At 72.2% G+C, this 19,742-nt stretch carries 16 protein-coding genes and 1 tRNA gene; 11 read left to right on the forward strand and 6 right to left on the reverse strand.

The features are described 5' to 3' along the window. The first annotated feature begins 119 nt into the window (after positions 1-119). Positions 120-1,103: an aldo/keto reductase gene (locus PGH47_RS08600; RefSeq protein ID WP_271662919.1), complete on the forward strand. Its 984-nt coding sequence runs from the start codon at positions 120-122 to the stop codon at positions 1,101-1,103. Further along, positions 1,100-3,349: a helix-hairpin-helix domain-containing protein gene (locus tag PGH47_RS08605; RefSeq protein WP_271662920.1), complete on the forward strand. Its 2,250-nt coding sequence runs from the start codon at positions 1,100-1,102 to the stop codon at positions 3,347-3,349. Before PGH47_RS08600 ends, PGH47_RS08605 begins: the two co-directional genes overlap by 4 nt. A 331-nt stretch (positions 3,350-3,680) precedes the next feature. Here PGH47_RS08605 and PGH47_RS08610 read toward each other — a convergent pair whose 3' ends face one another. Then, positions 3,681-4,415: a hypothetical protein gene (locus PGH47_RS08610; protein WP_271662921.1), complete on the reverse strand. Its 735-nt coding sequence runs from the start codon at positions 4,413-4,415 to the stop codon at positions 3,681-3,683. Between the two features lie 47 nt (positions 4,416-4,462). Between PGH47_RS08610 and PGH47_RS08615 the strand changes: the two genes are divergently transcribed. Continuing rightward, on the forward strand, positions 4,463-4,651 hold the full coding sequence (locus tag PGH47_RS08615; RefSeq protein ID WP_005485166.1) for a DUF5703 family protein: 189 nt from the start codon (positions 4,463-4,465) through the stop codon (positions 4,649-4,651). 95 nt (positions 4,652-4,746) lie between these two features. Here PGH47_RS08615 and PGH47_RS08620 read toward each other — a convergent pair whose 3' ends face one another. The 3 genes from PGH47_RS08620 to PGH47_RS08630 form a co-directional block, all read right to left on the reverse strand. Beyond that, on the reverse strand, positions 4,747-5,610 hold the full coding sequence (locus tag PGH47_RS08620) for a chaplin (protein WP_271662922.1): 864 nt from the start codon (positions 5,608-5,610) through the stop codon (positions 4,747-4,749). 145 nt (positions 5,611-5,755) lie between these two features. Then, on the reverse strand, positions 5,756-5,989 hold the full coding sequence (chpH, locus tag PGH47_RS08625) for a chaplin ChpH (RefSeq protein WP_030954008.1): 234 nt from the start codon (positions 5,987-5,989) through the stop codon (positions 5,756-5,758). Positions 5,990-6,146: 157 nt separating this feature from the next. Further along, positions 6,147-7,472 carry a M20/M25/M40 family metallo-hydrolase gene (locus PGH47_RS08630; RefSeq protein ID WP_271662923.1) on the reverse strand — a complete coding sequence of 442 codons (1,326 nt, stop codon included), beginning with the start codon at positions 7,470-7,472 and terminating at the stop codon, positions 6,147-6,149. A gap of 190 nt (positions 7,473-7,662) precedes the next feature. Here PGH47_RS08630 and PGH47_RS08635 point away from each other — a divergent pair. Continuing rightward, positions 7,663-7,750 (forward strand) — tRNA-Leu (locus PGH47_RS08635). 13 nt (positions 7,751-7,763) lie between these two features. Here PGH47_RS08635 and PGH47_RS08640 read toward each other — a convergent pair. Continuing rightward, entirely contained in the window at positions 7,764-9,029 is a 1,266-nt protein-coding gene (locus PGH47_RS08640) for a hypothetical protein (RefSeq protein ID WP_271662924.1), read from the reverse strand. 351 nt (positions 9,030-9,380) lie between these two features. Here PGH47_RS08640 and PGH47_RS08645 point away from each other — a divergent pair, with 351 nt between their 5' ends. The 3 genes from PGH47_RS08645 to PGH47_RS08655 all read left to right on the forward strand — a co-directional run bounded on the left by PGH47_RS08645 (position 9,381) and on the right by PGH47_RS08655 (position 15,044). Next, entirely contained in the window at positions 9,381-13,235 is a 3,855-nt protein-coding gene (locus PGH47_RS08645; protein ID WP_271662925.1) for a Pls/PosA family non-ribosomal peptide synthetase, read from the forward strand. A gap of 77 nt (positions 13,236-13,312) precedes the next feature. Next, positions 13,313-14,656: a M1 family metallopeptidase gene (locus PGH47_RS08650; RefSeq protein ID WP_271662926.1), complete on the forward strand. Its 1,344-nt coding sequence runs from the start codon at positions 13,313-13,315 to the stop codon at positions 14,654-14,656. A 13-nt stretch (positions 14,657-14,669) separates the two neighbouring features. Continuing rightward, entirely contained in the window at positions 14,670-15,044 is a 375-nt protein-coding gene (locus PGH47_RS08655; protein ID WP_271662927.1) for a YchJ family protein, read from the forward strand. A gap of 10 nt (positions 15,045-15,054) precedes the next feature. On the opposite strand, the gene PGH47_RS08660 is transcribed toward PGH47_RS08655, so the two are convergent. Beyond that, entirely contained in the window at positions 15,055-15,756 is a 702-nt protein-coding gene (locus PGH47_RS08660; protein ID WP_030952673.1) for a FadR/GntR family transcriptional regulator, read from the reverse strand. Positions 15,757-15,893: 137 nt separating this feature from the next. On the opposite strand from PGH47_RS08660, the gene PGH47_RS08665 reads away from it, so the two are divergent. From PGH47_RS08665 to PGH47_RS08680, 4 genes are all read left to right on the forward strand, one after another. Then, entirely contained in the window at positions 15,894-16,412 is a 519-nt protein-coding gene (locus PGH47_RS08665) for a gluconokinase (protein ID WP_271662928.1), read from the forward strand. Between the two features lie 92 nt (positions 16,413-16,504). Continuing rightward, the gene (locus PGH47_RS08670; protein WP_271662929.1) at positions 16,505-17,902 is read left to right on the forward strand and encodes a GntP family permease; all 1,398 of its coding nucleotides are present in this window, start codon (positions 16,505-16,507) and stop codon (positions 17,900-17,902) included. A gap of 10 nt (positions 17,903-17,912) precedes the next feature. Continuing rightward, positions 17,913-18,671, forward strand: coding sequence for an SDR family oxidoreductase (locus tag PGH47_RS08675; RefSeq protein WP_107909228.1), 759 nt, complete (start codon positions 17,913-17,915; stop codon positions 18,669-18,671). Positions 18,672-18,685: 14 nt separating this feature from the next. Then, on the forward strand, positions 18,686-19,711 hold the full coding sequence (locus PGH47_RS08680; protein WP_271662930.1) for an L-idonate 5-dehydrogenase: 1,026 nt from the start codon (positions 18,686-18,688) through the stop codon (positions 19,709-19,711). The last annotated feature ends 31 nt before the right edge of the window (positions 19,712-19,742 follow it).

A 19,742-nucleotide genomic window follows, 5' to 3' on the forward strand; every position in this document is an offset into this window, starting at 1 on the left:
CGGGAGGCCGATGTGGCGGGCGTCGCCCGACTGCCCCCGCCCATCCCTGGTGACGGTCCTGAAAACTGGTTATCCACAGGCCCCCACATGGCAGGTTCTGGCCAGTAATCTCGGCGTTCATGGAGCAGAGGCATCTCGGCCGCACCGGCCTGCGCGTGTCCCGGATCGGGCTCGGCACCCTCACCTGGGGCAGGGACACCGACGAGCACGACGCCGCGGACCTCTTGAAGACGTTCTGGGAGGCGGGCGGCACCCTCGTCGACACGGCGGACGTGTACGGCGACGGGGAGGCCGAGTATCTGCTCGGACGGCTGATGGAGGGGCTGATCCCGCGGCGGGACCTGGTCATCTCGACGAAGGCGGGCAGCGTGCCCGACCCCGACCGCCGCTTCGACGGCTCGCGCGGCCATCTGCTCTCCGCGCTGGACGCCTCACTGGCCCGGCTCGGCACGGACTACGTCGACGTCTGGCACATCCACGCCTTCGACCCGTACACCCCGCTGGAGGAGACCCTCCAGGCGCTCGACCTCGCCGTCAGCAGCGGTCGGGTGCGCTATGCCGGTGTCTCCAACTTCTGCGGCTGGCAGCTCGCCAAGGCCGCGACATGGCAGCTCGCGGCGCCCGGCACACGCACCCGGCTGGCGAGCACACAGCTTGAGTACTCGCTGCTCCAGCGCGGTGTGGAACGTGAGGTGCTGCCGGCCGCACTCGACCTCGGCATCGGCATGCTTCCCTCGTCCCCGCTCGGCCGGGGCGTGCTGACCGGCAAGTACCGCAACGCGACACCGGCCGACTCGCGCGGCGCCTCGGAGCATCTGGCGCCGTTCGTCGCGCCGTACCTCGACGACACGGCCAGCCGGATCGTGGACGCCGTGCAGACGGCGGCCGACGGGCTGGCCGTCTCCCCGCTCCAGGTCGCCCTCGCCTGGGTCCGCGACCGGCCCGGCGTGACCGCTCCCGTGATAGGCGCGCGCAACGCCCAGCAGCTCACAGCGGCGTTGTCAGTGGAGGCCCTTAGTCTTCCTGACGAGATCTGCCGGGCGCTCGACGACGTGTCGGCGCCCGTGCACCGCTATCCCGATCACGACTGGAGCACGCTGTGAGCACGGAGCCACCCGAGACCACGGAGAACTCGGAGCCGGGGACGCCGGGGGCCGCGGCCCAGGACGGGGCCGCCGCTTCGGAGTCGGGAGGCGAAGGCACGGACAGCACGACCGCCGACGGCGAGGACGTCACCGGAGCCGAGTCGGACGGCGGCGAAGGCGAAGCCTCCGAGGGTGCGGCGCAGCAGTCGGAGGCCGCGGCCGAGCTCGCCGCCCAGCGGGTCGAGCGGGAGCGGATCGCGCGGCGCAGGGCCGAGCGGGCGGCGCCCGTCGACAGCGGGGCCAAGCTCAGCGGGCAGGCCGCCGATCTCCTCGCCGCCGTACGGGCCGTGGAGAGCGGTGCGAAGCCCACGGCGACCGTCTTCAGCGAGCCGGAGCCGCCGCGGCGCCCAGCTGCGGAGCCGGCCCGCCGACCGGAGCCCGCACCCGTGTCCGCCGCGCCCGCTGCCCCCGCGTCCGAGACCGTGGAGTCCGTGCGAGCCGTGCTGACCGAGGGCGGCGCCCCGGAGGCGCTGGCCGCGCAGGTCGCCGCCGCGCTCGGCGAGGGCGCCGCGGACCAGCTGCGGGCGGACCCCTGGCAGTTGCTACGTATCGCCGGCGTACGGCCCGAGCAGGCCGACGGGTTCGCGCGGGCGCTGCTCGGCGCGGAGGCCGGACCGGACGACGAGCGGCGCGGCCGCGCGGTCACCGTCTGGCTCCTGGAGCAGGCGGCCCTGGCCGGACACACGGCCCTGGAGCTGCCGGCGCTCACCGCCGCGCTGGCCCAGCGGGGCGTGCCGGACGCCGATACGGCCGTGCAGAACACCCTGGCCGAAGGTGAGGCGTTGGCCTTCCAGGACGCCCTGGACGAGCCCGGCGCCTCGGCCCGGCGGGACGAGGAGGCGGAGGAGGGCGAGGAGCGGCCGGTCCGTGTCCTCGTCGGCCTGGAGCGGTACGCCCTCGCGGAGGAGAGCCTCGCCGACGGACTGGGCCGCCTGATCAACTCGGCGCCCAAGCAGGACGGTTCGGTCGAGGACTGGGAGCGGGAGGCGGGCGGCGCGGGTTCCGCCGCCGACCTGGTCCGGGCCGTCGCGGGCCACGGCCTGGTCCTGCACACGGGTGGGGAGGCGTCCCGCGCCGAACCGGCGGCGCTGCTGCGTGCCGCGCGGGCCCTCGGACTGCGCGCCTGGGCGGCCACAGCGGGCCCGCAGGGCAAGGAGCGCTTCTCGGCGCTGCTGAGCGGGCCCGGCGACTCCGCTGGGACCGGAGCGGAGTTGCCCGGCGACGCCACTGGGACCGGAGCCGAGTTGCCCGGCGTCGCCACCGTGGCCGGGCTGCTGTCCGGCGCCGAGGGGCCTGGCAGGGACGCGGACGGGGCGTTCGACCTCGACCTGCTCGTCCTGCTCGACGCACCCCAGCTGGACGTCGAGACGGCCGCGCTGCTCACGGAGTCGCTGCCGGACGGGGCCCGGCTGGTGCTCGCCGGGGATCCCGGGGTGTTGTGGTCGGCGGGGCCCGGCCGGGTGTTCGCCGATCTGCTGGCGGCGCGGATCTGCCCGCAGATCGCCTCGCGCCGGCCGGATCCCGGCCCGCTCGGCGAGCTGGTGTCCGGTGTCGGCATCGGTGAGCTGAACCAGGTCGAGGCGCCCGGCAAGGAGGTCGTGATCGTGCCGGCGCGGGACGCGGGCGAGGCCGTGCACCGCACCGTGCAGCTCGTCGCGGACTCGGTGCCGCGGGCGATCGGTGTCCCGGCGGAGCAGACCCAGGTGATCACGCCGGGCCACGGCGGCGCGGCCGGCACCCGCGCGCTCAACGCCGCGCTCAAGGAACGGCTCAACCCGGGCCCCGGGCGCTTCGGCGGGTTCGACCCCGGTGACCGCGTCGCGTACTCCCCCGCGCCGGGCCGTACGGTGCCGGGCCAGGTGGTGAAGGCCGACGCCGAGGGGCTGCATCTGTCCTGCGCCGGCGAGGCCGTGGTCGTACCGAAGGAGCGGGTGGAGCAGTCGCTGCGGCACGGCTGGGCGCTGACCGCCCACCAGGCGGCGGGCGCCCGTTGGCCCGCGGTCGTCGTGGTCCTGCCCGGTGACGCGGCCCAGGCTCTGAGCCGCCCGTGGGTCTACACGGCCTTCAGCCGGGCCGACCGCCATCTGTCCGTGGTCCACGGTGTCGAGCAGGCCCTCGCCCGGGCGGTCGCCGAGATCCCGGCCAAGCCGCGCACGACCCGCCTGCCGGCGCTGCTGGCACCGCAGCCGCCGACGGCCGGCTGACAGCGACGGCTGACGGCTGACGGCCGACGGCCGACGGCTGACGGCCGACGGCCGACGGCCGACGGCTGACGGCCGACGGCTGACGGCCGACGGCCGACGGCTGACGGCTGACGGCCGACGGCTGACAACGTAGGCGGACGGCTGACACCGGCGCAGACCGGCTGACGGCGACGATGTGCGGCCGGCACCGGCGCGAACCCGGTCCCAGCGACAACATGCGGCTGGCACCGGCGCCGGCTGCGACGACGTCCGGCCGCCCGACGCGCGACGGCGGCGGTCACGGAAGCATCGGCTCCGTGACCGCCGCCGCCCGGGCAGCCTCAGCCGTGGGTCAGCGATCCGCGTCCATGGGTTCGAGGTCGTCCTCGTCGAGGTCGGTGTCCAGCTCGTCCTCGATGTCCCCGTCGGAGTCCGCCGTGAGCCGCCTGCGGGTGCCGCCGGCCGTGTCCTCGTCGTCGAGGTCGTCGTCGAACACCGTGCTGACGTCGAAGCGGCAGACCACCCGCTGCGGGTCGACCCCCTCGAAGGGCGCCTCCAGCCATTCGCCGGGATCGGTCTGGTCGTCCGCCGCGGTCACCCAGAGCGTGGAGTCACCCTCCTCCAGGCCGAACTCCTTGTGCCGGGAGGCGATCTCGTCCGGCTCGAACTCGCCGAACAGGATGCCCAGCGCCCCGTGCACCGTGCCGGAGGCCTCGCCGTCCGCACCCTCGTCGTAGTCCGCCGCCTCGACCCGCTGGGCCTGTGCCAGCAGCCGCTGCGGCTCCGCCACGGCGTAGTCGCGGCGGATCAGCACGCTCAGCGCGTTCGGTTCCTCGGGGCCCGTGTACGGCGGCAGAGCGTCCTCCGTACCGGGGATCTCGAAGGGTGTGACCTCGTCGTAGCGGTCGTAGAGCAGCTCGTCGTAGGTCTCGGCGGCCGCGGCCAGCTGGTTGAACGCCTCGTAGACGGCCGGGTCGTCCTCCCCCGACCGGCGTTCGACCGCGGCCAGATGGCGGTCGAGCGCGGTCTTGACCGCCTCGGCGGCGGCGCGTACCTCGGCAGCGGTGGGCTGCACAGCATCAGACATAGTGCAGACGCTATCCGTACCGGGCCCCAGCCCGCACAATAGATGCGATGCCGGAATACGAATTTGTCGACGTGTACGTACCTCGCGGGGTCTCCCGCAAGGACGCGACACGCCTGTTGACGGACCATGCCGAGTACGGACACTGGGAGTTGGACCGCCTGAGCCTGCTGCGGGACGGAAGCCGCAGGGTGCGGTTGCGCCGCCGGATCATCCGGCAGGTGCGGGCCACGTGGTGAGCTAGGGCGCCGGACAGGATACATATGGAGCGGGCCCCGCCGATGCGGGGCCCGCTCCGTTCGTACCGGAGGTCAGAGCCTCCTGGCGGGCCGCCCTACTGCGACGGCCGTGCCTTGCGGTACAGCACCGCTCCCGCCAGCAGCGCACCCGCGCCCACCGGGAGGACGAGGCCCAGCGGCAGGTCACTGCCGGTCTGGGCGAGCTCCGCGTCGCCCCGGGGCTGGGTGACGAAGTGCGCGCCCGGCTTGTTCGGGTTCGAGGAGCCACCGTCCGGAGTCTCGCCGCCGGTTCCGGGCGGCGTGCTCGGGGTACCGGGCTGGTTCGGCTCCCCCGGGTTACCGGGGTTCCCCGGATTGCCCGGGTTTCCGGGGTTCCCAGGGTTACCGGGCTCACCGGGATTTCCAGGGTTACCGGGATTCCCCGGCTCTCCCGGATTCCCCGGCTCTCCCGGATTTCCGGGCTCTCCCGGGTTACCGGGGTTCCCCGGATTGCCGGGGTTGCCCGGCTCGCCCGGCGAGTTGTGACCGCCGCCATTGCCGCAGTCGTTGTCCGCGCTGGGGTTGCCGATCCCGATGACGTCGACGCTGTTGCCGCACACGTTGACCGGTACATGGACCGGCACCTCGACGTGGTTGCCGGAGCCGACGCCGGGCGAGTCACTGGCGTGGCCGTCGGAGGACGAGCCCCCACCGCCGTTGGAGCCGCCGTGGCCGCCCCCGTTGGCGCACTTGTTGCCGGCCGCCGGGTTGAGCACGCCGACGACGTTCACGGTGTTGCCGCAGACGTTGACCGGCACGTCCACCGGTACCTGCACAGTGTTGCCCGACAGCACGCCGGGCGAACTCACGCTGGAGCCGTGTGCTCCCGCGCCGGTCGCGTGGGCCGTGCCGCCCGCCGCGGCGATGACGCCGGTCGCGGCCGCCACGGTCATCAGGCCCTTGCGGGTGACCTGTCGCATTTGCTGATTACCTGCCTTCGACGTTGTTCCGAAAGGACGACGTCGGAATTCGACCGACGTCCGAAAGGCCGGTCGGCCCCGGAGCGCATGGCGCGCGCTCCGGGGCCGACGGGCTCAGCCCCGAATCACGGGGCGAGGCACAACGTCACTTGTTGATGCAGGTGTTGCCGAAGGCGGGGTTCAGCAGCCCGATCACCGAGATCGTGTTGCCGCAGACGTTCACGGGGACGTGAACCGGAACCTGGACCACGTTGCCGGACAGGACACCCGGGGAGTGCACCGCGGCACCCTGGGCACCCGAGTCGGCGACGGCCAGGCCCGCGCCCGCGAGAACCAGCCCACCGGTGGCAGCCGCAGCGGCGACGACCTTCTTGATCATTATTCCTCCTTGTTGGCAATGCGATCTCAAGTAGCTGATCGCATCACCTGTAACGAGGAGGAACTAATAGGGCTACGACCCTATGAGCGTGTTCACTCTCGCCAGTCACGGCCAGTACGTCTGGACGATTACTGGATGGTTGTAACGGCGGGCCCCTTCAGGACGCGTCGATGAACCTGTCGAGTACACGGACCCCGAATTTCAGCCCGTCCACGGGCACCCGCTCGTCGACGCCGTGGAACATGCCCGCGAAGTCCAGCTCCGGCGGCAGCTTCAGCGGGGCGAAGCCGAAGCCCCGGATTCCGAGGTCGTCGAAGGACTTGGCGTCCGTACCGCCGGAGAGCATGTAGGGGATCGCCTTCGCGGCCGGGTCCTCGGCGACCAGCGCGGACTGCATGGCGTCCACGAGGGCCCCGTCGAAGCTCGTCTCGACTGCCTTGTCGGAGTGCACGTCCTCGCGCCTGACCTCGGGGCCGAGGATCTTGTCGAGGTCGGCGAGGAACTCCTCCTCGAAGCCGGGCAGGAAGCGGCCGTCGACATGGGCGGTGGCCTCGCCGGGGATGACGTTGACCTTGTAGCCGGCGCCGAGCTGGGTGGGGTTGGCCGTGTTGCTGAGGGTCGCGCCGATGAGCTTGGCGATGCCGCCGAGCTTGGCGAGGGTGCCCTCCATGTTCTCCGGGTCCAGCTCGGTGCCGAGGGCGTCGCCGAGCTCGTCGAGGAAGGCCCGGGTGGTCTTGGTGACCCGCACCGGGAACTTGTGCCGGCCCAGGCGCGCGACCGCCTCCGACAGTTCGGTGATCGCGTTGTCCCGGTGGATCATCGAGCCGTGCCCGGCGGTGCCGGCCACGGTCAGCTTCATCCAGTGCATGCCCTTCTCGGCCGTCTGGATCAGATAGAGCCGCCGCTGCTCGCTCACCGTGAACGAGAAGCCGCCCACCTCGCTGATCGCCTCGGTGACGCCCTCGAAGAGGTCCGGGTGCTTGTCGACCAGGAAGCGGGCGCCGAACTTGCCACCGGCCTCCTCGTCGGCGAGGAACGCGAGGACGATGTCCCGCGGGGGCCTGCGCCCGCTGCGCAGCCGGTCACGGACGACCGCCAGGGTCATCGCGTCCATGTCCTTCATGTCGACGGCGCCACGCCCCCATACGCACCCGTCGGTGACCTCGCCCGAGAAGGGGTGGTGGGTCCAGTCGTCGGCGTTGGCCGGTACGACGTCGGTGTGGCCGTGGATCAGCAGTGCGGGCCTGGAGGGGTCCTCGCCCTGGATGCGGGCCACCGTGGAGGCGCGCCCCGGGTGCGACTCGAAGATCTGCGGTTCGAGGCCCACCTCGGCGAGCTTCTCGGCGACGTACTCGGCCGCCTTGCGCTCTCCGGGTCCCGAGTGGTCGCCGTAGTTGCTGGTGTCGATCTGGATCAGCTCGCGGCAGAGGTCCACGACCTCGTCCTCGCCGGTGACGCCCCTGGCCGTGTCCGTGTCGCTCACGCTGCTTCCTTCCGCGCGGTCGCTGCTGGTGGTCCCCCTCATCCTCCCCCCCGACCACGGCCCTGCCCAAGACCGGCCGCGACCCGTCACACGCCGTTCACGTCGCGACGGGGGGTGATCGGGCACCCCTCGAAAGCCTGGTAATGTTTCCTCTGTCGCCGCGGGGGAAACCCCGCACGACAGACACCTTGTCCGGGTGGCGGAATGGCAGACGCGCTAGCTTGAGGTGCTAGTGCCCTTTATCGGGCGTGGGGGTTCAAGTCCCCCCTCGGACACCAGCTGAAACCCCTGTCAACCAGGGGTTTCTTGCTTTTCCGGGGTTCCCTCGGCGTTGCCGCGGCCGTCGGCCGCGAGCAGGGCGATCACCCCGAGCGCCACGAGCAGGATGATCACCAGGACCACGACCGTCAGGACCGTGGGGTTGTTCCACAGCGCGAACACCAGCGTGATCAGCAGCAGGACGCCCACGGTGAGCCACTTGCGGTTGGCCTCGGTCCAGGTGCCGACCCGGCCCGTGGTGACACCGTGCGAGCCCGCCCATCCGGCCGTGGTGTCCGCGCCCTGCTCGGCCCAGCCGCGCACAGCGCGCGGCAGCCGCCCGGGGCCGACGAAGTAGGCGCCGAGGGCGACCACCACGCCGAGCACGATCACGGTCCGCAGGGTGACCTTCAGGAAGCGCAGAAGGGTGTCGAAGACGGACGCGGCGGCCGGCTCGGACAGGACCGTCGGCGGCAGATGGTCCAGGTAGTAGCGGCGGGCGACCACGAGGGCGATGGCCACGACGAGACAGCCGAAGGCCGCTCCGAGGGCCGCCTTCGCCAGGGCGCGGCGGCGTCGGCGGGCCAGCAGGACGCCCAACGCCCCGAGCAGCACGGTGATCACCGGCATCCAGTAGCCGGCCAGGTCCAGTGCGCGTGCCCCGTCCTGGAACTGGTCGAGCTTGTCGGACTTGAACAGGACCACCTGTTTCTCGACGGCCGGGATCTTGGAAGCCGGCTGGATACCGGCGTTCACCAGGTCCTTCTTGACCTGCTCCACGGCGGTTCCGACGTCGAGGGTGACGGTGCCCTCCTCGACGCCGATGGCCCCGCGGCCCTTGCCCGTGAGGGCGTGCACCACGGCCGAGTGGGCGGTCCGGTTCGCGGTGACCCACAGCTTCTCGAACCGGTCACTCTCGACGAAGCGCTTCGCCACCCGGTCCGCGGCGGCGTTCACGGCCTCGTCCACCTGCGGGGCCAGCGCCTTGACGGCGTCGGCAGCGCGGGGCGGCAGGCCCTGCGACTTCAGCCAGTCGGAGATGTCGGAGGTGACCTGCTTGCCGTTCACACGGACGTCCACCGCGTCGACGAGCCGGTGGCGCACGGCGTCCTCGATGTCTCGGTCGGTGGCGAGCGGCTTCATCGTCTTGACGTAGCGGTCGGTGTCGAGGGCGATGTCGTGCACCCACACCGTGATCACGGTGACAGGGACCAGAATGCACGCGAGGACGATCAGTACCGCCGAGGCCGTGCTCCGCAGGATCCTGGTCGCGCGACTTCCCTGTGGTGGGTTCGTCATCCGCCCTCCGGCATCGGGACACCGGCCGCGACCCGCCGCGGCTCAAGTCCATTCCCGCCGAACGCGGGGATCCCGGCATCCCGGAATGGGCCATCCGGACGCTGCGTCGACCGCGTTGTCACGCACTGTGTGGGCGATGTCTCCTTCGATCGAAGATCACCAGGTCAGCGTGGGTTCGCCGGGCTCCGGAGTAGCCTCGAACGGGTGCTCCGAATGGCCGTTCCCCGACCCTGAACCTAGCGTCGTACTAAAATTTCCGGCTTGTTACGGAGCTGGAGCCGGACAACCCCAGGCAAACCTGCGGGCCCGCCAGCGCCCCGGAGGCATCCGGGATCGAGACGCGAGGACCGGATGGCAGCGATACACGAGAGCGATGCTCTCGGTCTGCTCGACGAAGAACTCCGCGAGAAGTTCGGCGACACCGCCCGTTTCTCCGGAGGCCCCGCGGCCTCCTCGCGCACCCTCGTCGACGTCTTCGACGCGTCGGTGCGCTCCTTCCCGGACGAGCCGGCGCTGGACGACGGCACGACCGGCCTGACCTACCGGGAGCTGGCGGTCGAGGTGGAGCGGCTGCGGCGCGCGCTGGGCGCGGCCGGGGTCGGGCTCGGGGACCGGGTGGGCGTGCGGGTGCCGTCCGGCACCAACGACCTGTACGTCGCGATCCTCGCCGTGCTCGCGGCCGGCGCCGCCTATGTCCCGGTGGACGCCGAGGACCCGGACGAGCGGGCCGAGCTGGTGTTCGGCGAGGCGGACGTACGGGCCGTCGTGGGCGCCGGGCACGAGCTGACCGTGCACTCCCGCAGTGACGTTCCCGCCGCACGCCCCGGTGTAGGACACGACGCCTGGATCATCTTCACGTCCGGCTCGACGGGGAAGCCGAAGGGCGTCGCCGTCTCGCACCGCAGTGCCGCCGCGTTCGTGGACGCCGAGGCCGCGCTGTTCCTCACCGAGGAGCCGATCGGGCCCGGCGACCGGGTCATGGCGGGCCTGTCGGTCGCGTTCGACGCGTCCTGCGAGGAGATGTGGCTGGCCTGGCGGTACGGCGCCTGTCTGGTGCCGGTGCCGCGTTCGCAGGTCAGGAGCGGTGCCGATCTCGGGCCGTGGCTGGTGGAGCAGGAGATCACGGTCGTGTCGACCGTGCCCACGCTCGCCGCGCTCTGGGAGCCGGAGACCCTCAACGACGTACGACTGCTGATCTTCGGCGGTGAGGCCTGCCCGCCCGAGCTGACACAGCGGCTGGTGACCGAGGGCCGTGAGGTCTGGAACACCTACGGGCCCACCGAGGCGACCGTGGTGGCCTGCGCGGCGCTGATGAGCGGCAAGGAACCGATCCGGATCGGGCTGCCGCTGAACGGCTGGGAGCTGGCCGTCGTGGACGAGGCCGGTGAGCCCGTGCCGATGGGTGCGAGCGGGCAGCTGGTGATCGGCGGAATCGGTCTCGCCCGGTATCTCGATGCCGAGAAGGACGCGGAGAAGTACGCCCCGCTTGAGTCGCTGGGCTGGGAGCGGGCGTACCGCAGTGGTGACCTCGTCAAGGCGGAGCCGGAGGGGCTGGTCTTCCTCGGGCGGGCCGACGAGCAGATCAAGCTCGGCGGGCGGCGGATCGAGCTCGGCGAGGTGGATGCCGCGCTCCAGGCGCTGCCCGGTGTCGCCGGTGCGGCGGCCGCCGTGCGGACCGCCCGCAGCGGCAACCAGCTTCTCGTGGGGTACGTCGTCACCCAGGACGGCTGGGACCAGGCGACCGCGGTGGAGAAGCTGCGGGCGGAGCTGCCGGCCGCGCTGGTGCCGCTGCTGGCGCCGGTGGACGACCTGCCGACCCGCACCTCGGGCAAGGTGGACCGGGGCGCGCTGCCCTGGCCGCTGGAGGGCCTGGAGACGGGCGGTCCTGCGGAGCATCTGTACGGCACCGAGGCATGGCTGGCGGAGCAGTGGACCGAGGTCCTCGGTATCCCCGTCACCAGTGCCTCCGACGACTTCTTCGCGATCGGCGGCGGCAGTCTGGCCGCCGCGCAGCTGACGACGCGGCTGCGGACGCGCTATCCGAGCTCGGCCGTCCTGGACATCTACCAGCAGCCGGTGCTGCGCAAGCTGGCGCGGCGTCTGGAGGAGTCCGCGCACGACGACGGGGCGGAGCGGATCGTCGCGCCGGTGCCCCGGAGTGCGCAGCTGATCCAGCTCTTGCTGCTCGTTCCGCTGTTCACGCTGCTCGGCCTGCGCTGGACGGTCGTGCTGGCCGCGCTCGGGAACCTGCTGCCCGCCTACGGGTGGCTGCCGACCGCGCCCTGGTGGCTGCTCGCGGCCGGGGCGGTGGCGCTGTTCAGCCCGCCGGGGCGGCTCGCACTGGCCGCCGGCGGGGCACGGCTGCTGCTGGGGGGCGTGAAGCCGGGCCGGTACCCGCGCGGTGGCGGTGTGCATCTGCGGCTGTGGACCGCCGAGCGGCTGGCCGAGTTCAGCGGGGCGACCTCGCTGACCGGGGCCTGGCTGGAGCGGTACGCGCGGGCGCTGGGCGCCAAGGTCGGGCCCGAGGTGGACCTGCACTCGCTGCCGCCGGTCACCGGGCTGCTGAAGCTGGGGCGCGGCGCCGCGGTCGAGTCCGAGGTGGACCTGTCCGGGTACTGGCTGGACGGGGACCGGCTGGAGATCGGCTCGGTCAAGGTCGGCGCGCACGCCGTCGTCGGCACCCGCAGCATGCTCTTCCCGGGTGCCCGGGTCGGCAAGCGGGCCGAGGTGGCGCCCGGCTCGGCGGTGACCGGGCAGGTCCCGACCGGGCAGCGCTGGGCGGGCGCACCCGCGATCAAGCTCGGAAAGGCCAAGCGCAACTGGCCCAAGGACCGGCCGCGGCGCGGCACGTACTGGCGCGTGATGTACGGCCTGACCGGCTTCGCGCTGAGCGCGCTGCCCGTGCTGGCGGGTGCGGCCGCGTTCCTCGTCGGCCGGGTGTTCTTCACGCCGGGCTCGCCCCTGGCAGGCGCCGCGCTGGCCCTCGTACCGGCGACGCTCGCCTTCGGGGCGGCGTACGCGCTGCTGATCCTGATCTCCGTACGGCTGCTGAGCCTCGGGCTGCGCGAGGGGACTCATCCCACGCACAGCCGGGTCGGCTGGCAGGCCTGGACCGTCACGCAGCTGATGGACCGGGCCCGCGACACCCTGTTCCCGCTGTACGCCGGGCTGGCCACACCGGTGTGGCTGCGGCTCCTCGGGATGCGGATCGGGCGGGGCGCCGAGGTCTCCACGGTGCTCGCGCTGCCGAGTCTGACGACGGTCGGCGAGGGCGCGTTCCTGGCCGACGACACGCTGACCGCGCCGTACGAGCTCGGGGGCGGCTGGATGCGGATCGGGCGCGCGGAGATCGGGCGGCGGGCGTTCCTCGGGAACTCGGGGATGACCGGGCCCGGGCGGACCGTGCCGGACGGCGGGCTGGTCGGTGTGCTGTCGGCGACGCCGAAGAAGGCCAAGAAGGGCACCTCGTATCTGGGGCTGCCGCCGGTCAAGCTGCCGCGTGCCGCGTCCGACGGCGACCAGAGCCGGACGTACGACCCGCCGGCCCGGCTGCTGTGGGCGCGCGGTCTGGTGGAGCTGTGCCGGATCGTGCCGGTGTTCTGCTCGGCGGGCATCGCGGTGCTGACGGTCGCCGCGCTGTGTGTGCTGGGCACCTGGGCGCCGCTGCTGTCCGGGCTGGTGCTGCTCACGGCGGGTGCCGCCGCCGGCCTGGTGTCGATCGTCGCGAAGTGGCTGCTCGTGGGGCGGCACCGCAGCGGGGAGCATCCGCTGTGGTCGTCCTTCGTGTGGCGCAACGAGCTTGCCGACACCTTCGTCGAGGTGCTCGCCGTGCCGTGGTTGGCGGGCTCGGTACCGGGTACGCCGGTGATGACGGCGTGGCTGCGGGGGCTCGGCGCGCGGATCGGCAAGGGCGTGTGGGTGGACAGCTACTGGCTGCCGGAGACGGACCTGGTGACCTTGGAGGACGCCGCGACCGTGAACCGGGGCTGTGTGCTCCAGACACACCTCTTCCACGACCGGATCTTGCGGACGGATACTGTGGTCCTCCGTGAGGGCGCGACGCTGGGTCCTGGCGGGATCGTCCTGCCCGGCAGCGCGATCGGGGCCCGCACGACTCTGGGTCCCGCGTCGCTCGTCATGGCTGCGGAGTCCGTCCCTGACGACACCCGTTGGCTGGGCAACCCGATCGAGGCATGGCGTCCCTGAGCTCGGCCCGCCCCGGGCCGCAGAGCGGTGGACCGGCACGGAGTGGCAGCGGCAAGGCGCAGGGAGCACAGACGGCAGTGGCAGTTCAGCAGGCGGCGGGCGCGGACCCGTACTTCCCGGAGCACGGCGATCCCCGCTACCGGGTGCACCGGTACGAGCTGGCGCTGGACTACCGCCCGGGCCCGAACCGGCTGTCGGGGACGGCCCGTATCAACGCGATCGCGGGGCGCTCGCCGCTGGCCGAGTTCGTGCTGAACCTCGCCGACTTCAAGATCGGGCGGATCCGGGTGGACGGGCGCCAGCCGCACTACACCCACCGCGGCGGCAGGCTGCGGGTGCGCCCGGCGAAGCCGGTCCGGGCCGGGGCCGCCTTCACGGTCGAGGTGCACTGGTCGGGCAATCCCAAGCCGGTGAACAGCCCGTGGGGCGGTGTCGGTTGGGAGGAGCTGGAGGACGGGGCGCTGGTGGCGAGCCAGCCGATCGGGGCGCCGTCGTGGTACCCGTGCAACGACCGGCCGGCCGACAAGGCGTCGTACCAGATCTCGATCACCACGCCGTCGGCGTACGCGGTGGTCGCGGGCGGACGGCTGCTGACGCGGACGACCAAGGCGAGCACCACCACCTGGGTCTACGAGCAGGCCGCGCCGACGTCCAGCTATCTCGTCGGGCTGTCGATCGGGAAGTACCAGACGGTGCTGCTGGGCGACCCGGGGCTGGGCGGGGTGCCGCAGCACGGGCACATCCCGGCGCATCTGCTGGCGGACTTCTCGCGGGACTTCGCGCGTCAGCCGCAGATGATGGACGTCTTCCAGGAGCTGTTCGGGCCGTACCCGTTCGACGAGTACGCGGTCGTGGTGACCGAGGAGGAACTCGATGTGCCCGTCGAGGCACAGGGGTTGTCGCTGTTCGGCGCCAACCATGTGGACGGGGCGCGGGGTTCGGAGCGGCTGGTGGCGCACGAGCTGGCGCACCAGTGGTTCGGCAACAGCGTGTCCATCGCGGACTGGCGGCACATCTGGCTGAACGAGGGGCTCGCGAAGTACGCGGAGTGGCTGTGGTCGGAGCGCTCGGGCGGGCGGACGGCGCAGCAACTCGCCTCCGCGGCGCACCGGTTGCTGTCGTCGATGCCGCAGGACCTGCGGCTGGCCGACCCGGGCCGCAAGGCGATGTTCGACGACCGGCTCTACGAGCGCGGCGGGCTGACCCTGCACGCGGTGCGCTGCGCGCTGGGCGACATCGCCTTCTTCCGCATGCTGCGCGGCTGGGGTCAGCTGCACCGGGGCGGCACGGTGACGACGGCGGCGTTCACGTCCCATGTGGCCCGCTTCGCGAGCGAGCCGGTGGACGAGCTGCTGCGGGCGTGGTTGCACGGACCCGCGCTGCCGCCGCTGCCGGGGGCCGAGACACGGGCGGCGGGCTAGCACAATGGCGCGCATGACCACGCGTTCCTGCCCGTGCGGCCTGCCCGCGTCCTACGGCGAGTGCTGCGGCCGCTTCCACTCCGGTGCCGCGGCCGCGCCGACCGCCGAGGCGCTGATGCGCTCGCGCTACAGCGCCTTCGTCAAGGGCGATCCGGCGTACCTGCTGCGCACCTGGCATCCACGGACGCGTCCCGCCCGGCTGGACCTCGATCCCGGCATGCGGTGGACCGGCCTGGAGATCCTCGCCACGACGGACGGCTCGGCGTTCCACACCACGGCCACGGTGACCTTCCGAGCCTCCTACCGGGGCGGCTCCCTGCACGAACGCAGCCGGTTCGAGCGGGTGGACGGGGCCTGGGTGTACGTGGACGGGGAGTTCCTGGACTGACCACCGCGGGTCACGGCGCCAGGATGTCCAGCTCCTGGAGTGCGCCGACCGTGATCTCGCGGGTCAGGTGTTCCGCTCGGGCGGCGTCGCCGGCGCGGATCGCCTCGGCGACCTGCACGTGGAGGGTGACGGCGGCGGGGTCGGGGTCCTCGAACATGATCTCGTGGTGGGTGCGGCCCGTGAGGACCTCGGCCACGACGTCGCCGAGGCGCGCGAACATCTCGTTGCCGGAGGCGTTCAGGACGACGCGGTGGAAGGCCACGTCGTGGATCAGATAGCCCTCCAGCTGGTGGCCGCGGGAGTGGGCGACCATGCCGAGGGCGCACTCGGTGAGTTCGGCGCACTGCTCGGCGGTGGCGTGCTTGGCGGCGAGGCCGGCGGCGGCCGGTTCGATCGCCGAGCGCAGGACCGTGAGTGAGCGCAGCTGCTGGGGGCGGTCGGCGCCGGCCAGCCGCCAGCGGATGACCTGGGGGTCGTAGACGTTCCACTCGGACTTCTGGCGGACCGTCACGCCGACGCGGCGGCGGGACTCGACCAGGTGCATGGACTCCAGGACGCGGACCGCCTCGCGCATCACAGAGCGGGACACATCGAAGCGCTGCGCCAGTTCGTCGGTGCGCAGGACGCTGCCCGGCGGGTACTCGCCGGCGGTGATCGCGGGGCCGAGTGTTTCCAGTACATGGCCGTGCAGACCCCGGCCCGGAGTGGTCATGCACTCAGCGTACGCGGTGGATCACGATCTTAAAAAGTCAGACTTATACATCACACACTCTTGAATTCGTCGTACCTAATGCGTTTCATGGGCGTCGACATCACGTGTCGACGAGGACAGCAGACAGTGAGGCAGCGATGAGTACCCCCCATGTCGTCGTGGTCATGGGCGTCGCGGGCACCGGGAAGACCACCATCGGTCCCCTGCTCGCCGCCCGGCTCGGCGTCCCCTACGCCGAGGGCGACGACTTCCACCCGCAGGCCAACATCGCCAAGATGTCGGCCGGCGTCCCGCTCGACGACGACGACAGGTGGCCCTGGCTCGACGCCATCGGCACCTGGGCGCACGAACGGGCCGGGCTCGGCGGGGTGGTCAGTTGCTCGGCACTGAAGCGGTCGTACCGTGACCGGCTGCGGGCCGAGGCGCCCGGAGTCGTGTTCGTGCACCTCAGCGGCGACCGGGCCCTCATCGAGGACCGGATGGCGCACCGGCAGGGGCACTTCATGCCGACCGCGCTGCTGGACTCGCAGTTCGCCACGCTCCAGCCGCTCCAGGCCGACGAGGCCGGGGTCGCGGTGGATGTCGCAGGCAGCCCCGAGGAGATCACCGAACGGGCAGTCGAAGCGCTGAGCGGGATTCCCGAGTCGGCCGCGTAACCCGCACCACCCCCGCTACACCCCCGGCAGCCGCCGGACACCCCCCACGGCAGCACCCCCTCCCCAACCCCCGTATCTGCAAGGGAACCCCCGTGACCAGACTCAGCGTCGAGATGCTGGCAGCGGACACCGTCGAGCCCATCACCTCGGCCGGCCACGCTCAGCTCGGTGTCGCCGTCCTGGTGGGCATCGCCGTCATCGTCCTGCTCATCACCAAGTTCAAGCTCCACGCCTTCCTGTCGCTGACCCTCGGCTCGCTGGTGCTCGGCGCGCTCGCCGGGGCACCGCTCGACAAGGTCATCGTCAGCTTCACCACCGGTCTCGGCACCACCGTCGCCGGCGTGGGCGTGCTGATCGCGCTCGGCGCGATCCTCGGCAAGATGCTCGCCGACTCCGGCGGCGCCGACCAGATCGTCGACACCATCCTCGCCAGGGCGAGCGGCCGTTCGATGCCCTGGGCGATGGTGCTGATCGCCTCGGTGATCGGTCTGCCGCTGTTCTTCGAGGTCGGCGTCGTACTGCTGATCCCCGTCGTGCTGATGGTCGCCAAGCGCGGCAACTACTCGCTGATGCGCATCGGCATCCCCGCACTCGCCGGCCTGTCGGTGATGCACGGTCTGGTACCGCCGCACCCTGGCCCGCTGGTCGCCATCGACGCGATCGGCGCCAACCTGGGTGTGACGCTGGCGCTCGGCGTCCTCATCGCCATCCCGACGGTGATCATCGCCGGTCCGCTGTTCTCGCGGTACGCGGCCCGCTGGGTGGACGTACCGGCTCCGGACCGGATGATTCCGCAGCGTGTCTCGGAGGACCTGGAGAAGCGGCCCGGCTTCGGCGCCACGCTCACGACCATCCTGCTGCCCGTCGTCCTGATGCTCTCCAAGGCCCTGGTCGACATAGTCGTCGACGACCCGGAGAACACCGTCCAGCGGGTCTTCGACGTCATCGGCTCGCCGCTGATCGCGCTGCTGGCCTCCGTGCTCGTCGGCATCTTCACCCTGCTCAGGCCCGCGGGCTTCAGCAAGGAGCGGATCTCGCCGCTGGTCGAGAAGAGCCTCGCCCCCATCGCGGGCATCCTGCTCATCGTGGGCGCCGGCGGCGGCTTCAAGCAGACGCTGATCGACACCGGCGTCGGCCAGATGGTCCTGGACATCTCCAAGGACTGGTCGATCCCGGCGCTGCTGCTGGCCTGGCTGATCGCGGTCGCGATTCGGCTGGCGACGGGCTCGGCGACGGTGGCCACGGTCTCCGCGGCCGGTCTGGTCGCCCCGCTCGCGGCCGACATGTCGACGACGCACGCGGCCCTGCTGGTCCTCGCCATCGGCGCCGGCTCGCTGTTCTTCAGCCATGTCAACGACGCCGGTTTCTGGCTGGTGAAGGAGTACTTCGGCCTGAACGTCGGACAGACCGTCAAGACCTGGTCCGTCATGGAGACGATCATCTCGGTGGTCGCCGGCGGTCTGGTCCTGCTGCTCTCGCTCGTGATCTAGGGGTATGCCCATGAGCCACCCGCTCTTCGACATCAGCGGCCGCACGGCCCTGGTCACCGGTTCCAGCCGGGGCATCGGCCTCGCGCTCGCCCGCGGTCTGGCCGAGGCCGGCTGCACGGTCGTCCTCAACGGACGCGACGCGGAACGCCTCGCGAAGGCCGCCGGGGAACTCCCCGGCGACGTCCGCACGGCCGCGTTCGACGTGACCGACGGCCCGTCGGTGGCCGCCGGGATCGCGGACGTCGAGGAGCGGGTGGGCCCGCTCGACATCCTGGTCAACAACGCGGGAATGCAACTGCGCGCGCCCCTGCTGGAGTTCGGGGACGCGGACTGGCACCGCATCCTGGACACCAATCTCACCAGCGCGTTCCTGGTGGGCCGGGAGGCGGCCCGCCGGATGACGGAACGCGGCCACGGAAAGATCGTGAACATCTGCTCCCTCCAGAGCGAGGTGGTCCGCCCCGGCATCGCGCCGTACGCGGCCACCAAGGGCGCCCTGAAGATGCTCACCAAGGGCATGTGCGCCGACTGGGGCCCCTACGGCGTCCAGGTCAACGGCCTGGGCCCCGGCTACATCGAGACCGAGCTGACCCGGCCACTCGTCGAGGACGAGGAGTTCAGCGCCTGGGTGCGCCGCCGCACCCCGGCCGGACGCTGGGGACGCACCGAGGACCTGGTGGGCGGCTTGCTCTTCCTCGCCTCCCCGGCCGCGGACTTCGTCGGCGGGCAGGTGCTGTACGTCGACGGCGGCATGACCAGCGTGCTGTGAAGGAGGCCCGAGGGATGCTCGGTTGTGTGATCCACGGTCAGGGCGACCTGCGGGTCGAGGAACTCCCGGTGCCGCTCCCGGGCCCCGGACAGGCGCTGGTGGCCGTCAGGTACGGCGGGGTCTGCGGCTCCGACCTGCACTACTGGCGGCACGGCGGGGTCGGCGACTTCCGGCTCAGGGAGCCGATGCTGCTCGGGCACGAGGTGGTCGGGACGGTCGTCGCGTACGGCGACGGGGCGTCGGGCCCCCTCTCCGGTACGGCCGTCGCGGTCCACCCCGCCACGCCCTGCGGCCGCTGCCCGGAGTGCGTGGACGGGCGGCGCAACGTCTGCCGGGACACGCGCTATCTCGGCAGCGCGGCACGCTTCCCGCACGTACAGGGCGGATTCGCGGCCCGAGTCGTCGTTCCCGCCGACCAGTTGCGGGCGCTCCCGCCCGGCCTCGACCTGCGGCGGGCGGCGCTCGCCGAGCCGCTGTCCGTCGCGCTGCACGCCGTGCGGCGGGCCGGGGACATGGCCGGCAGGCATGTCCTGGTCACCGGCGCCGGGCCCATCGGGTGTCTGGTGGTCGCGGCGGCGAAGGCGGCCGGCGCGGCGAGGGTGACGGTGACGGACCTGCTGCCTGCGGCGCTGGAGTACGCCCGTGCCGCCGGTGCCGACACCGTCGTACGGGCCGACGAGCCGGACGATGCCGGGTGGCCCGCCGAGGTGGACGTGGCGATCGAGGCGTCCGGGGTGGCCGCCGGGCTGGACACCTGTCTGCGGCTGGTGCGGCGGGGCGGTGTCGTGGTGCAGCTGGGGATGCTGCCGCCGGGGCAGAGTCCGTTTGCGGGCAACCTCGTGGTGAGCCGGGAGATCGAGCTGCGCGGGGCGTTCCGCTTCGACACGGAGTTCGACGCGGCGCTGGAACTGCTGGCCGTCGAGGGCTCCTTCGACGGGCTGGTCAGCGCTGTGGTGCCGGTGCGGCGGGCCGAGGAGGCGTTCGCACTGGCGGCCGACCGAAGCCGGTCGTGCAAGGTGCTGCTGGACTTCGAAGGCTGACCGGTCCGGCTTCCGGTTGCCCGGTCCGTGA

This window comes from Streptomyces sp. HUAS 31, assembly GCF_028198125.1.
GTDB classification, from domain to species: domain Bacteria; phylum Actinomycetota; class Actinomycetes; order Streptomycetales; family Streptomycetaceae; genus Streptomyces; species Streptomyces chartreusis.

What these genes read in the sequence shown, in the direction of transcription:
- PGH47_RS08600 (WP_271662919.1), top strand. Translation starts at nt 120, where the DNA reads ATGGAGCAGAGGCATCTCGGCCGCACCGGCCTGCGCGTGTCCCGGATC.
- PGH47_RS08620 (WP_271662922.1), bottom strand. Translation starts at nt 5,610, where the DNA reads ATGCGACAGGTCACCCGCAAGGGCCTGATGACCGTGGCGGCCGCGACC.
- PGH47_RS08680 (WP_271662930.1), top strand. Translation starts at nt 18,686, where the DNA reads ATGCTCGGTTGTGTGATCCACGGTCAGGGCGACCTGCGGGTCGAGGAA.
- PGH47_RS08655 (WP_271662927.1), top strand. Translation starts at nt 14,670, where the DNA reads ATGACCACGCGTTCCTGCCCGTGCGGCCTGCCCGCGTCCTACGGCGAG.
- PGH47_RS08645 (WP_271662925.1), top strand. Translation starts at nt 9,381, where the DNA reads ATGGCAGCGATACACGAGAGCGATGCTCTCGGTCTGCTCGACGAAGAA.
- PGH47_RS08610 (WP_271662921.1), bottom strand. Translation starts at nt 4,415, where the DNA reads ATGTCTGATGCTGTGCAGCCCACCGCTGCCGAGGTACGCGCCGCCGCC.
- chpH (WP_030954008.1), bottom strand. Translation starts at nt 5,989, where the DNA reads ATGATCAAGAAGGTCGTCGCCGCTGCGGCTGCCACCGGTGGGCTGGTT.
- PGH47_RS08660 (WP_030952673.1), bottom strand. Translation starts at nt 15,756, where the DNA reads ATGACCACTCCGGGCCGGGGTCTGCACGGCCATGTACTGGAAACACTC.
- PGH47_RS08615 (WP_005485166.1), top strand. Translation starts at nt 4,463, where the DNA reads ATGCCGGAATACGAATTTGTCGACGTGTACGTACCTCGCGGGGTCTCC.
- PGH47_RS08675 (WP_107909228.1), top strand. Translation starts at nt 17,913, where the DNA reads ATGAGCCACCCGCTCTTCGACATCAGCGGCCGCACGGCCCTGGTCACC.
- PGH47_RS08665 (WP_271662928.1), top strand. Translation starts at nt 15,894, where the DNA reads ATGAGTACCCCCCATGTCGTCGTGGTCATGGGCGTCGCGGGCACCGGG.
- PGH47_RS08640 (WP_271662924.1), bottom strand. Translation starts at nt 9,029, where the DNA reads ATGACGAACCCACCACAGGGAAGTCGCGCGACCAGGATCCTGCGGAGC.